The following is a 12847-nucleotide window of genomic DNA, read 5'->3' on the forward strand; positions in this document are numbered from 1 at the left end:
TATATATGACTTAAGAAAAGAAATTAGCTATATTTTGTAAATGATAACTAGGAGGAGCCGTGTGCGTTAATAGCGCAAGCACGGTTCTGTGAGGGGGGAGGAGTACAATTTACCGCAAGGTAGAAAGGCTCCCTTCTACTCGACATGTTCAATAACCAAAATTATAAAAAAGCCGAAAATATGCAAGTTTTTATTCATTTCTTGCATGTTTTCGGCTTTTTTATATTCAAAAACATACTGCAATATACAGCATTTTTTAATCACCTTATACACTGTGTTTCATTAAAAAACGACATTAAAGTAATTCCTTCTCACGATTCATGAATGTTGAGAAAAAAGTATTTCATGCTATATCAATAATAGTGAATAAAAGTGATTTTTTCGCAATAACCGTGAATTTCCTTTTCACTTTTTTTGAATAGTGAGGTTGATTTATCAAGGTTTTGATTGGATTACTTTCTCACGTTATTTGAAGGATTACAAATTCGGGGTGAATTGGCTGGAAGTAGAGCAAACGCTTATTGCCGTTACAGCACAGCGCCTGGTGGAATTGACCTGTCCATTTTGCCCGGACGACTGTTCCCCATTTTGTTATTCATATGGCAGATGGAAAAGAGCGAGTGTGTTTGAACTCTTATCAGGGAGGAATTTACATTCAGCGATGAGGGCTGCAAAGGGGGAAAATATTGAACCACGCTATAAGACGATCAATCAAGTAATCAATAAGGGAATTGCACTTGGTTATATAAAAGAGTCAGAATATGAACGGCTGGTATACAATTATGAAACATCGTAAATGGACGGTAAATGAACAAGCAACCCTTTTAAAAAGGACAGGTGAATTATTGGCGAGGGGATATCCGATTTCCGAGGCTCTTGAGTCCATTTCCCTTCACCTTTCTACCAACCGAAAGGAGGAGCTTCATAAATGCTTAATTGGGTTAAAAACTGGTCTATCGTTTCATGAGGTTTTAGATGGGCTTGGTTTTCACAAAGATTTAGTTGGTTTTGTTTATTTTGCTGAACAACACGGCAATTTTGCGGAGGCACTTCTAGAGGGGAGCGGGATGGCTTTGGTAAAGGATAAGGATTTGCAGAAGTTGTTAAAACTGCTTCAGTATCCGCTGCTTCTTATTTTCATTACCGGTTTTTTGTTTGTCTTTGTTGAAAATACACTGCTGCCAAGGTTTACAACTCTTTTTAAATCAATGGGACTTGAAGCTAATTTTTTCACGAAAGTAATTTATGCTTTTGACCAATATTTTCCTAAGATTCTATTGGGGATATTTACTATTTCTTTACTAGCAGCAATGTATTACTTTTTTGTATTCAGAAAAATGTCTATCCTTCTGCAACGGTCGCAGTTAGTTCGTCTCCCTATAGCAGGAAGGGTCCTCAGATTGTTATTTACCCACTATTTTTCCATTCAGCTTAGCTTTTTACTTGCAGGGGGAATCTCAGTCTCTGAAGCCTTACTGCTCTTTGAAAAGAACCACAGACAACCGTTTTACAGCCAGCTTGGGAAGGTGATTAAAGAAAAGCTGGTAACCGGAGAAAAACTCGAGTCTATTTTAGCCGCATTTTCTTTTTTTGAAAAAGAATTTCCGATGATTGTTAAGCATGGACAAGCGAATGGAAAGTTAGAACAAGAACTGCAATTTTTTAGCAGGCATTGTGTAAATACCATGGAAGAAATAATTGAAAAAAGCTTTAAAATGATTCAGCCGATTTTATATCTTTTTATTGGATTTCTTGTTGTGTCGATGTATTTAGCAATTCTTTTACCGATGTTCCATCTAATGGACGGAATTTAAAACTGGAGGTTGAAAAAAATGCTGAAAAAATTTAAGAATCAAAAAGGTTTTACACTAATTGAAATGATGATTGTTATGTTAATTATTTCTGTGTTGTTAATTATAACAATTCCGAACATCACAAAACATAATTCAAATATCAATGAAAAAGGGTGTCAGGCATTTGTGAAAATGGTACAAGCACAGGTTCAGGCTTATGAAATGGAAAAGAAAAAAATGCCTACAAGTGTTGAGGATTTAGTTGCTGCTGATTATTTAAAAGAGGATGCAAAGGGCTGTCCTGATGGAAAAACAAAGGTAGAAATACAAGCTGACGGAAAAGTTGTTGCAGTGGCAAATACATCTGAATGAAAAATCATCAACAAGGATTTACTTTAATCGAATCATTACTGGTTCTCGCGATCTTTTTAATCCTATCCTCGATTACTGTCTTTTCTGTAAAGCCACAAGCGAATCGGATGGAAGACGAAACCTTCATTTCCCAGCTCAAAGCAGACTTATTTTTCGCCCAACAATATGCTATTTCCCATCAACATGAGGTCTATGTAGCCTTTTCGGAAAACGAATATAACTATTATATTTATGAGCGCAATGATCTTCCACGGCTGGTCGAGCGATATTATTCAAACAATATTCATGTTTATCCGGGGACACTGTCTTTATATTTTCGATTTCTGCCGGATGGGAATATAAGTAAATTTGGTTCGTTTACGATTGTAACGAAGGATAAGCAATATCGTGTTACCTTTTTGATTGGAAAGGGAAGGTTTTATGTCACGGAAGAATAGAGGCTTCTTTTTACTTGAACTGTTATTGTCGCTATCGGCCTGGTTTATGATGTGTCTGTTTTTTATGCCAATTATCATTGAATTAAACAGTCAATCAAAAAAACTCCAAATCGAAAAAATGGCCAGGCAGCTTGTATATCAGGAACTCGAGGCTAAAATAATCGAGGGGAAATTAGACACCAATTATTCTGTGTTAAAGGATGGAATAGAATACAAAATCAGCTGGAAAGACACTGCATTTTCCGGAGCAAAGGAGGTGTGTGTAAATGTTGAGGAAACCGCCGTTCATTCCAAAACAGAAATTTGCGGTATGCAAGAATGAAAAAGCTTTTACATTGATTGAATCTCTATTTGCCCTAGCGATATTTTCTATCCTTGTCTTTTTCATGGCACCACTAATGCAAATAGTTTTAAATAGTAAAGCAACACAAGGGGAAGACCAACCATTGGAGTGGGAGGTTTTTAGCAGTCAATTAAAGAGGGAAGTCCGATCTTACATGAAGGTAGGGGTCCTTTCAGGAAGACTGTTTTTAACGAAGGATGCCGAAACCGTTCAATATGAAAGGTACGGCACTAACCTCCGAAGAAGGGTGAATAGTACTGGAAATGAAATCGTGTTACAAAATGTATCTGAGGTAGTTTTTGTGCTATTAAATAACGCTGTAAAGGTTACTGTAAAGGACACATGGGGAAAACAATATTCAATCGTTATCTACTCCTTCATTAATTGGAATTCAAGTCCATGAAAAAAATTCAGGCAGGCTTTACCTATCCCCTTACATTGTGTGTCCTCCTTATTTTTTTCTTATTTTTATCCATACGTGTTGAACAGCTGTTAGCTGAGAGGAAGGTTGCAAATCAAACTGCGATCCTGTTACAAGAAGAGTATTATTTCCTTAGCTCCATCAAAAAGGTTGAGAACATGCTAACCTCCACCGGAACCATTCAAACAAAAGGGTCTTTTAAGTATATAAACGGGACGATGGATTATCAGGCCGAGGTTCCTGTAAGTAGTGTTCAAAAGGTTAATTTCACACTTCGTTTTAGTTCAGGAATAACTGTTGTTGGAATTGGCTATTTTGATATTAAATTAAAAAGGATGATCAAGTGGACAGATAGTAGAGCTTGAAAAAGGTCGTTTGAATTTGTAAAACATGGACATACTTGTATTGAAGGATAAAGGCAGGTGTGTCGATGAAAACAAATGATTATGTAAAATATATGACGCAAACAATTGTTAAATATGCGGACCAGCCAAAGGATGAACGAAAAAGAATTCGTACAGAGCGGAAGCAAGCGCAAGCATCTTTGTGGTATCGTTGGTTCGGAATCCTTCCTTATATTTTTTACTCAGAAATGAAAAGAAGAAGAAAAAGGTAAAGAAGCAGATGCACCGTCTGCTTCTTTACCTTTTTAGATTGCCTTATCTGTCAAATAAAACAGTCCTCCGTTGATCAACGAGATATTAATTTTGGGTTCATATTGTTCCTGCAGCGCTTTTTTTTCTATTTCATAGCTCTCATTTTCTTCTTCACAATCCTCATAAAAATGGTCTAAAAGCTTCCGGTCCTTATCCCATCTTTCACGAGCTTCCTCAGCCCATGTATGATCATCACCTTCAATGACATTTCTTAGATAATTTTCAATTCTGGTCATTCCACTTTTTGGTTTAACTAATGGAGATAAGGTAAAGGAGTAATCCGGAATTTTGGGCGTTAGCTTTATTTTCAATAAGCGCTCATGGAAATCTTCGACCATTTGACCATTTATTAGCTGCAAACCAATCGATTTAAAAATATCTCTTTTTCGATCACACTGGTAGGATATTTTCACATTCATACAAAGCCAAGGTAATAACGGTGTTTGTCTATTATGCAAGCTGTGATTTTCATAGAGCCGAATAAAACCTGCAAGGTTTTTTGTAGAAGTAAATATTTGATGCAGTCTAGGTGATCCCAAATAAATGGTTTCCCCTTTAACATGATCAGGTGCCCGCTGGTGATCTGTAATAAAGGTAAGCTTCATCGGATTGGGAATTCCGCCTGTTTTCTCAAGATAATGCCAGTAAAAGGGGCGATTCATCAATTCTTTATCAAGTTCAATGGTTAATTGAGTAGTTAAATATCCAGGTTGGTTTTCGACAATTTTACATTCGTTGGCTTCAAAATACTTTATTAAAAAGTTATGAATTTCCTGCTGCTGCATGTGAATCTCCTTCCTTTAAGTCTCTTGCGAACTCAATCATCGATGAAAGGTTTTCCATTTTTATCCTCATTTCCCCTTCAGAAGAAGATTGCCCAAATATGTCGATTAAATGATCCTCGATATTACCAAAATCAAGTTTTGTTAAAATATCATCAAGTTCGCCAATTACCTTCTCAAACAAATCAATTTTTTCGTATAGAAGTTTTAAAATATGTTCTTCGACCGTATTTTTGATGGCAAAATTATAAATCATCACATCTTTTTCTTGGCCGAGACGGTGAATCCTGCCTATTCGCTGTTCGAGTCTCATAGGATTCCACGGTAAATCAAAATTAATGATATGATTACAAAATTGAAGGTTAATTCCTTCTCCACCGGCTTCTGTTGCAATTAAGACTTGAACATGCTTTTGAAAGAGCTCACGCATCCAATCTTTTTTACCGCGTTTAAATCCTCCCCTGAACGGTACGGAAGTAATTCCATGCTGTTTTAAATACCATTGCAAATATAATTGTGTGGCCCGATATTCTGTAAAAATTATGACTTTGTCATTTACATTCTGGATTAACTCAAGCGCTTTTTCAGCTTTTGAGTTTTGCTGGACGGACTCAACTTTTTTAATCAAATAATTAATTTGTTCTTCAAAGGCAGGAGATGGATTTTCCTTTTTTTGCAGCATGTTTTTTAGTGTATAAAAAACGGCTTCGCGGCTGCTGCATGCTTCTCTTTGTAATGTCATTACAGAAAAGGCACTTGTCTGAACCCAATCTCCTTCGCTTCTTAAATCGTTAATGGCCTCATATAAATCCTTTTCTGAGGGTGAAAATTCAATTGGAATGGTTTCAACATGCCTTTTTGTCCATTCAATCCCGGTGTCAGCTCTCCGATTACGTATCATTACTTTATTGACTAATTCCTTTAAATGTTCATTATCATTTAAAGAACGGGCGTCCCGTTTATATTTTTCATAAAAGGCTGTTTCGCTTCCCAAATGCCCCGGTTTTAAAAGGGATACTAGGTTGAAGATTTCTTCAATTCTGTTTTGAATCGGGGTTGCTGTTAACAATAAACAAAATTTCTTTTTTAAATTTTGAACAAACTCATAGTTTTTCGTTTTATTATTTTTCAGCTTATGGGCTTCATCGATGATAATAAGGTCATAGTTTTGATTGTATATAATATCACGATGCGGATTCCGTTTTGCGGTATCAATGGAGGATACCACCACATCACATTGTTCCCATACATAACTCTTTCTTTGAGAAATCGCTGGAATAAAAAACTTGCTGTTTAGTTCCATTGCCCATTGTGTAACCAGGGAAGCAGGGACTAGGATCAATACTTTTTTAACCAAACCGCGAATCATGTACTCTTTTAAAATAAGACCAGCTTCGATGGTTTTACCTAGCCCAACCTCATCGGCAAGAATTGCTTTTCCATTCATGTTTTCAATTACTTGTTTAGCAGTTTCGAGCTGATGCGGAAGTGGAGTTAAGTGCGGCAGATGGCTGGGTGCCTGCAGACCCTCAAATTCGGGTATTACAAGATGTCTTTCAACCTCTATTGCAAGTTTAAAAAGATCCCAATTTCCCCATGGACCATCATGTTCAATCCTATGTAAAAAGTCATCTTGCCAAGAGGAATCGAATTCTATGTGAACAGACATGGTTTTCAGCTCCTTTTCTAACTTGTCTAGTTTCAGCGCCTAGGGGCTCTATGGTCTACAGCCAATCCGTCCTGAAGGTTAAAGAACAACCTTCATGCCGGCTTGTCTTATGCTTGTCGCCCCTGAACCAGGCGCTTACACTTTTCTTTAATAACCTATTGCTCAAAATATCATTTTAGGGTAGGATGTTAGTAGCTTAGAAAGTTTTAAATTTTTGTAATATAGTAAATGATTTTGAAGATGTATTTATTTTAGTATTACCCATATGGAAAATATTATAAATGCGGATGATAACAAGGGGAGAGACTACTCGTGTAGCGCCGAAGGAGCAAACAGAAATGTGAATCTCTCAGGCAAAAGAACTCTTGTTTGACGCAGCTCTGGAGAGTGCTTCAGTTAAAAAGGAGCCACCAAAGGGGAAAGCCATTAATGGTAAACTTTCAGGTGCAAGGACAGAGACCTTCTTTTATTAAAAAGGGGGGACTCTGTCTTTTTTTCTGGGGAAAAATAGCTTAGAAAAAATGTAAAACTTATTCGTCTCTTATGGATAGGTTTTCTCTACGCACCATCTTGTTATTTTTCTAATAAAATTTTCTGAAAAAGGGGAATTCAATTTGGCTGATTTAAAACGCACTCCATTATTTGAAACCTACAAGCAATACGGGGGTAAGACAATCGATTTCGGCGGCTGGGAACTTCCTGTCCAATTTTCAAGCATTAAGGAAGAGCATGAAGCCGTTCGTACAAAAGCAGGTTTATTCGATGTATCTCATATGGGGGAAGTTGAGGTTAAAGGACCTGACAGCTTATCCTATTTGCAAAAAATGATGACGAATGATGTTTCTAAACTGAAGGATGGCGGCGCTCAGTACACAGCGATGTGCTACGAAAACGGCGGTACTGTGGATGATTTGCTTGTTTATAAAATGGAAGACAATCATTATCTACTCGTAGTAAATGCCTCCAATATTGAAAAAGATTATAAGTGGCTTGAAGACCATCTTGAAGGTGATGTTACCCTTAAAAACTTGTCTGACCAAACAGCTCAATTGGCCATTCAGGGACCACTTGCAGAAAAGGTACTACAGAAGTTGGTTAATGAGTCCGACCTAAGTCAAATTGGCTTTTTCAAATTTCAGCAGGAAGTTAAAATCGATGACAAAACGGCCCTTGTTTCTAGAACTGGTTACACTGGGGAAGATGGGTTCGAAATTTATTGTCAGTCAGAAGATGCAGTTGACCTTTGGAATGCTATTTTGGAGGCAGGTAAGGAAGAAGGAATTCTTCCTTGTGGATTGGGTGCACGTGATACGTTACGCTTTGAGTCCGTTTTACCACTTTACGGTCAAGAACTTTCTCCTGAAATCTCACCACTCGAAGCAGGAATTGGTTTCGCCGTTAAGTTAAATAAGGAAGCAGATTTTATTGGTAAAGAAGCATTAAAAGAACAAAAAGAAAATGGTCTTCCTAGAAAAACGGTTGGGATTGAAATGATTGACCGTGGTATTCCACGCCATGGGTATTCTGTTTATAAAGGGGAAGAGCTCATCGGTGAGGTAACTACTGGTACGCAGTCCCCAACATTAAAGAAAAATATCGGGCTTGCACTTATTCCAACTCAATATGCCGAATTAGATGGTGAAGTTGAGGTTGAAATTCGCGGAAAACGTTTAAAAGCAAAAGTAATTCCAACACCTTTTTATAAAAAAGAAAAGAAATAACGGAAGGGAGTTAGGTTTATGAAACATCGCTATTTACCTATGACTGAAGAAGATAAGAGAGTAATGCTTGAAACCATTGGCGTTTCCTCCGTTGATGAACTTTTTAGCGATATCCCGGAGCAAGTACGTTTTAAAGGTGAATACAACATTAAAGCAGCTAAATCAGAGCCTGCTTTAATGAAAGAACTATTTAAAATGGCAGATCGTAATGCAGATTTGAAAAGAAATGTTTCCTTCTTAGGAGCAGGCGTTTATGACCATTATATGCCTGTTATTGTCGACCATGTTATCTCACGTTCAGAATTCTATACAGCCTATACACCATATCAGCCGGAAATTTCTCAAGGGGAGCTTCAAGCAATTTTTGAGTTCCAAACAATGATTTGCGAATTAACGGGAATGGATGTTGCCAACTCTTCGATGTATGATGGCGGAACGGCATTAGCTGAAGCAGCAATGCTTAGTGCCGGTCATACAAAGCGGAAAGTAATTTTAGTTTCAAATGCGGTTCATCCTGAATATCGTGAAGTTCTTAAAACCTATGCAAAGGGTCAGAACTTGTCTGTTGTAGAAATACCGGTAAAAGACGGGCTAACAGATTTAAATGAATTAAAAGGCTTAGTAAATGCCGATGTTGCAGCGGTAATTGTTCAATATCCAAACTTTTTTGGCAGAATTGAGCCATTAAAAGAACTAGAAGAAATCATTCACGCCAATAAATCAATGTTTGTTGTATCAAGCAATCCACTATCTCTTGGAGTATTAACACCTCCAGGCAAATTTGGTGCTGATATAGTCATTGGGGATGCACAGCCTTTTGGTATTCCATCCGCATTTGGCGGTCCGCACTGTGGATACTTTGCTGTTACTGAAAAACTAATGAGAAAAGTTCCGGGTCGCCTTGTCGGACAGACAACAGATGACGAAGGACGCCGTGGTTTTGTTTTAACCCTGCAGGCACGCGAACAACATATTCGCCGTGAAAAAGCGACTTCAAATATTTGTTCTAACCAAGCATTAAACGCACTTGCAGCTTCTGTTGCAATGACTGCTCTTGGCAAAAAAGGTGTTCGTGAAATGGCAGCAAACAATTTGCAAAAGTCTCAATATGCGAAAAATGCCTTTAAAGCGGCAGGCTTTGAAATTGTCAATGATGGTTTTTCATTTAATGAATTTGTAGTTAAATTGAATCACCCGGTAAAAGAAATAAATAAACAGCTTTTACAAAAAGGAATCATCGGCGGTTATGATTTAGGTCGTGATTATTCAGAACTTACCAATCATATGCTGATAGCTGTGACTGAACAAAGAACGAAGGAAGAAATCGATACTCTTGTAAAAGAATTGGGGGATTTGCATGCATAATCAAGATCAGGCGCTCATTTTTGAACTTAGTACACCTGGCCGTGTCGGATACAGCCTCCCAGAGATGGATGTTCCGGAATTAGAATTAAATGACCTTCTTCCTGAAGGATATTTACGCGCAGATGAGCCTGAGCTTCCTGAAGTTTCTGAGCTTGATATCATGCGTCATTATACAGCACTTTCAAAACGAAACCATGGCCTTGATTCAGGATTTTATCCACTAGGCTCATGTACGATGAAATATAATCCAAAAATCAATGAAAATGTTGCCCGCTATAACGGTTTTGCTCATATTCATCCCCTTCAGGATGAAGACTCTGTACAGGGTGCATTGGAGTTAATGTATGACCTTCAGGAGCATTTAATCGAAATTACAGGGATGGATGAAGTAACCTTGCAATCGGCTGCAGGTGCCCATGGGGAATGGACCGGGTTAATGTTAATCCGTGCTTTCCACGAGGCTAATGGTGATTTCAACCGGACAAAGGTTATTGTTCCGGATTCAGCCCATGGTACAAATCCTGCGTCTGCAACGATTGCTGGCTTTGAAACCGTAACAGTTAAGTCTAATGAAAACGGTCTTGTTGACCTTGAGGATTTAAGAAGAGTGGTTGGCGAAGATACAGCAGCGTTAATGTTGACGAACCCAAATACACTTGGACTTTTCGAAGAAAATATTGTAGAACTAGCTGAAATTGTTCATGATGCAGGCGGAAAGCTTTATTATGATGGAGCAAACCTTAACGCTGTTCTTTCAAAAGCAAGACCGGGGGACATGGGATTTGACGTTGTTCACTTAAATCTTCATAAAACGTTTACTGGTCCACATGGCGGCGGCGGTCCTGGTTCGGGTCCTGTTGGGGTAAAAGCTGACTTAATTCCATTCCTGCCAAAACCAGTTGTCGCAAAACGCGGGGAAGATTATGTGCTTGATTATGATCGTCCACTCTCAATTGGGCGCGTGAAGCCATTCTACGGAAACTTTGGTATTAATGTCCGTGCATACACTTATATCCGTTCAATGGGTCCTGACGGCTTAAAAGCTGTTACTGAGAATGCGGTTTTAAATGCGAACTATATGATGAGAAGACTTGCAGATCATTATGATCTTCCATTTGATAAGCATTGTAAGCATGAATTTGTATTAAGCGGTAGACGCCAGAAGAAGTTGGGTGTCCGTACATTAGATGTTGCAAAACGTCTGCTTGATTTCGGATATCATCCACCAACCATTTACTTCCCATTAATTGTGGAAGAATGCTTGATGATCGAGCCGACTGAAACCGAAGCAAAAGAAACCCTAGACGCTTTCTGTGATGTGATGATTCAAATTGCCAAGGAAGCAGAGGAAAATCCTGAAATCGTTCAAGAAGCACCACATACAACGATCGTGGGCCGTATGGACGAAACAAAAGCAGCACGTAAACCTGTGTTGAGATATAAAAAGAATTAATTGATTTTCGGTGGGTGGATTCTATTAAGGAATTCACCCTCATCTTTTTATAGAAGTTAAGAAATTATTACCATGAGCTAGGAAAGTAAAGGCTCTCGGAGCCACTAGCAGCTCTTAGAGCCCGTGATTGGGTTAAAATCAGTGTAGTAAGAACCATCAAGGGCTTATCGTGCCCGTAAGCGGAGAAAAAGCAAGAGAGTGGGAGCTATCAGGGGCTCATAGTGCCCGTATGTGAGGGAAAAGCAAGAGAGCGGGAACTATCAAGGGGTCATAGTGCCCGTAAGTGAAGAATAATGGGGGACAGGGAATATAAAAAGACCACCGTTTCAGCGAACAATGGTCTTTTTGAAAAATCCTCATTATTTTGCTTTAACTTTACCTGTCCATTTTTTAAAGCCGCCTTGTAGCTGGGTAAGATCTTTGTATCCTTTGCGATATAAGAACTGTGCTGCCCGGCCGCTGCGCATTCCGCTTTGGCAATATAGATAAACTGGCATATCAGGGCGGATTTCTTTCATTCGCATTCTAATTTGAGACATTGGAATATTACGAGACCCTAAAATATGACCGGCATCAAATTCATTTGGTTCGCGCACATCAATTAATTGCGCTTTACGATAGCCTGCACGAAATTCTTCTTCCGAAACGGTTTTGACAATCTTCTTCTGATAAAAATAGGTGAATACAGTGTAAATCGCAACCGCAACGATAATGATTAATAGTGGAATAAGTGAGTTCAATTAAAATGCTCCTTTCAAGCTTTTCTGCACTAATTTTTATTATATAAGTCAACCCTTACATCAGTAAAGATACATTAGAAAAAATCTTTTTTTGCCCACAAAAAATATTATAGCAGAAATATATCATTTTGAATTCATATCAGATTTTGGTAGACTAGGAATCGCCAAAGAAAATTATTATAAATAAAAATGAGGTCTAGAAAATGGAAAAAGAAGTATGGCGTTTTATCGATTCGGGAAATGGCTCCCCATCATTTAATATGGCTCTTGATGAAGCCTTACTTGATTGGCACAGTGAAGGGAAGATTCCTCCTGTGATCCGATTTTATGGCTGGAATCCGGCAACACTTTCCGTTGGTTACTTTCAAAAGGTAGAAAAAGAAATTGATATGGAGGCAGTAAAAAAACATCAATTGGGTTTTGTCAGAAGACCTACTGGCGGACGCGGTGTTCTTCATGATCATGAACTTACATATAGTGTTATAGTTTCTGAAGACCATCCTGAAATGCCTCAATCGGTAACAGAGGCCTATCGGGTCATCTCTGAGGGGATTTTGAAGGGATTTCATCATTTAGGTTTAGAAGCTTATTTTGCCGTACCAAAGACAGCGGAGGAACGGGAAGCATTGAAAAATCCACGCTCTGCAGTTTGTTTTGATGCTCCTAGCTGGTATGAACTTGTTGTTGAAGGACGAAAGGTAGCAGGGAGTGCTCAAACCAGACAAAAGGGCGTTATATTACAGCATGGTTCGATTTTATTGGATATAGAGGAAGATAAGTTATTTAGCTTATTTAAATATCCAAGTGAAAGAGTAAAGGAACGGATGCAAAAAGCATTCAAGAATAAAGCTGTAGCCATCAATGATATTAGTAAACGAAGAATTACCTTAGAGGAAGCAAAAGAGGCATTTTATAAAGGCTTTGCAGAAGGACTCAATATTGAGCTAGAGCCCTATCAATTAACTGAAGAAGAGCTTACATACGTTCAGAAAATAGCAAAAGAGCGTTATGAAAGTGATGAATGGAATTTTAAAAGGTAACCGATTAAAAGGCGGCGCAATGTCGCTTTTTCTTTTTTTGAAAAAAATTGGAGAA

Annotated in this window: 15 protein-coding genes and 1 riboswitch; of the genes, 12 read left to right on the forward strand and 3 right to left on the reverse strand. The window is 38.2% G+C overall.

The genetic code is table 11. The features are described from left to right. Nucleotides 1–427: 427 nt before the first annotated feature. From E2K98_RS15385 to E2K98_RS15420, 8 genes are all read left to right on the forward strand, one after another. A complete protein-coding gene (locus E2K98_RS15385) occupies nucleotides 428–796 on the forward strand; it encodes a hypothetical protein (protein ID WP_235824829.1) in 369 nt (122 codons plus the stop codon). After that, a complete protein-coding gene (comGB, locus tag E2K98_RS15390; RefSeq protein ID WP_133335610.1) occupies nucleotides 783–1814 on the forward strand; it encodes a competence type IV pilus assembly protein ComGB in 1032 nt (343 codons plus the stop codon). Before E2K98_RS15385 ends, comGB begins: the two co-directional genes overlap by 14 nt. Before the next feature lie 18 nt (nucleotides 1815–1832). Further along, on the forward strand, nucleotides 1833–2165 hold the full coding sequence (gene comGC, locus E2K98_RS15395; protein WP_133335612.1) for a competence type IV pilus major pilin ComGC: 333 nt from the start codon (nucleotides 1833–1835) through the stop codon (nucleotides 2163–2165). Beyond that, a complete protein-coding gene (gene comGD / locus E2K98_RS15400) occupies nucleotides 2162–2602 on the forward strand; it encodes a competence type IV pilus minor pilin ComGD (protein ID WP_133335614.1) in 441 nt (146 codons plus the stop codon). The genes comGC and comGD overlap by 4 nt, the downstream gene beginning before the upstream one ends. After that, nucleotides 2586–2924, forward strand: coding sequence for a competence type IV pilus minor pilin ComGE (comGE, locus tag E2K98_RS15405; RefSeq protein WP_133335616.1), 339 nt, complete (start codon nucleotides 2586–2588; stop codon nucleotides 2922–2924). The genes comGD and comGE overlap by 17 nt, the downstream gene beginning before the upstream one ends. After that, a complete protein-coding gene (gene comGF, locus E2K98_RS15410; protein ID WP_133335618.1) occupies nucleotides 2869–3348 on the forward strand; it encodes a competence type IV pilus minor pilin ComGF in 480 nt (159 codons plus the stop codon). The genes comGE and comGF overlap by 56 nt, the downstream gene beginning before the upstream one ends. Then, complete coding sequence (gene comGG / locus E2K98_RS15415; RefSeq protein ID WP_133335620.1) at nucleotides 3345–3731, forward strand: competence type IV pilus minor pilin ComGG; 387 nt, start codon at nucleotides 3345–3347, stop codon at nucleotides 3729–3731. Before comGF ends, comGG begins: the two co-directional genes overlap by 4 nt. A 65-nt stretch (nucleotides 3732–3796) precedes the next feature. Then, nucleotides 3797–3982 (forward strand): YqzE family protein, encoded by a 186-nt coding sequence (locus E2K98_RS15420; RefSeq protein WP_133335622.1) that lies wholly within the window; start codon nucleotides 3797–3799, stop codon nucleotides 3980–3982. A 33-nt stretch (nucleotides 3983–4015) separates the two neighbouring features. On the opposite strand, the gene E2K98_RS15425 is transcribed toward E2K98_RS15420, so the two are convergent. Further along, nucleotides 4016–4807: a YqhG family protein gene (locus E2K98_RS15425; protein ID WP_133335624.1), complete on the reverse strand. Its 792-nt coding sequence runs from the start codon at nucleotides 4805–4807 to the stop codon at nucleotides 4016–4018. After that, nucleotides 4785–6473 carry a DEAD/DEAH box helicase gene (locus E2K98_RS15430; protein ID WP_133335626.1) on the reverse strand — a complete coding sequence of 563 codons (1689 nt, stop codon included), beginning with the start codon at nucleotides 6471–6473 and terminating at the stop codon, nucleotides 4785–4787. The genes E2K98_RS15425 and E2K98_RS15430 overlap by 23 nt, the downstream gene beginning before the upstream one ends. Nucleotides 6474–6760: 287 nt before the next feature. Beyond that, nucleotides 6761–6848, forward strand: a riboswitch (glycine riboswitch). A 239-nt stretch (nucleotides 6849–7087) separates the two neighbouring features. On the opposite strand from E2K98_RS15430, the gene gcvT reads away from it, so the two are divergent. The 3 genes from gcvT to gcvPB are packed head-to-tail and all read left to right on the forward strand — an operon-like array spanning nucleotide 7088 to nucleotide 11012. Then, entirely contained in the window at nucleotides 7088–8194 is a 1107-nt protein-coding gene (gene gcvT, locus E2K98_RS15435; protein WP_133335628.1) for a glycine cleavage system aminomethyltransferase GcvT, read from the forward strand. An 18-nt stretch (nucleotides 8195–8212) separates the two neighbouring features. Further along, nucleotides 8213–9559, forward strand: coding sequence for an aminomethyl-transferring glycine dehydrogenase subunit GcvPA (gene gcvPA, locus E2K98_RS15440; protein WP_133335630.1), 1347 nt, complete (start codon nucleotides 8213–8215; stop codon nucleotides 9557–9559). After that, nucleotides 9552–11012: an aminomethyl-transferring glycine dehydrogenase subunit GcvPB gene (gene gcvPB, locus E2K98_RS15445; RefSeq protein ID WP_133335632.1), complete on the forward strand. Its 1461-nt coding sequence runs from the start codon at nucleotides 9552–9554 to the stop codon at nucleotides 11010–11012. Before gcvPA ends, gcvPB begins: the two co-directional genes overlap by 8 nt. 359 nt (nucleotides 11013–11371) lie before the next feature. Here gcvPB and E2K98_RS15450 read toward each other — a convergent pair whose 3' ends face one another. Continuing rightward, the gene (locus E2K98_RS15450; RefSeq protein ID WP_133335634.1) at nucleotides 11372–11752 is read right to left on the reverse strand and encodes a rhodanese-like domain-containing protein; all 381 of its coding nucleotides are present in this window, start codon (nucleotides 11750–11752) and stop codon (nucleotides 11372–11374) included. 203 nt (nucleotides 11753–11955) lie between these two features. Here E2K98_RS15450 and E2K98_RS15455 point away from each other — a divergent pair, with 203 nt between their 5' ends. Beyond that, nucleotides 11956–12792 carry a lipoate--protein ligase family protein gene (locus tag E2K98_RS15455; RefSeq protein ID WP_133335636.1) on the forward strand — a complete coding sequence of 279 codons (837 nt, stop codon included), beginning with the start codon at nucleotides 11956–11958 and terminating at the stop codon, nucleotides 12790–12792. Nucleotides 12793–12847: the final 55 nt, after the last annotated feature.

Source organism: Bacillus salipaludis (assembly GCF_004358205.1).

Bases quoted from the DNA above. Each gene is read 5' to 3' on its own strand.
- gcvPA (WP_133335630.1), top strand. From the start codon at position 8,213: ATGAAACATCGCTATTTACCTATGACTGAAGAAGATAAGAGAGTAATG.
- gcvPB (WP_133335632.1), top strand. From the start codon at position 9,552: ATGCATAATCAAGATCAGGCGCTCATTTTTGAACTTAGTACACCTGGC.
- comGC (WP_133335612.1), top strand. From the start codon at position 1,833: ATGCTGAAAAAATTTAAGAATCAAAAAGGTTTTACACTAATTGAAATG.
- comGB (WP_133335610.1), top strand. From the start codon at position 783: ATGAAACATCGTAAATGGACGGTAAATGAACAAGCAACCCTTTTAAAA.
- comGG (WP_133335620.1), top strand. From the start codon at position 3,345: ATGAAAAAAATTCAGGCAGGCTTTACCTATCCCCTTACATTGTGTGTC.
- comGF (WP_133335618.1), top strand. From the start codon at position 2,869: ATGTTGAGGAAACCGCCGTTCATTCCAAAACAGAAATTTGCGGTATGC.
- E2K98_RS15455 (WP_133335636.1), top strand. From the start codon at position 11,956: ATGGAAAAAGAAGTATGGCGTTTTATCGATTCGGGAAATGGCTCCCCA.
- comGE (WP_133335616.1), top strand. From the start codon at position 2,586: ATGTCACGGAAGAATAGAGGCTTCTTTTTACTTGAACTGTTATTGTCG.
- E2K98_RS15425 (WP_133335624.1), bottom strand. From the start codon at position 4,807: ATGCAGCAGCAGGAAATTCATAACTTTTTAATAAAGTATTTTGAAGCC.
- E2K98_RS15430 (WP_133335626.1), bottom strand. From the start codon at position 6,473: ATGTCTGTTCACATAGAATTCGATTCCTCTTGGCAAGATGACTTTTTA.
- comGD (WP_133335614.1), top strand. From the start codon at position 2,162: ATGAAAAATCATCAACAAGGATTTACTTTAATCGAATCATTACTGGTT.
- E2K98_RS15420 (WP_133335622.1), top strand. From the start codon at position 3,797: ATGAAAACAAATGATTATGTAAAATATATGACGCAAACAATTGTTAAA.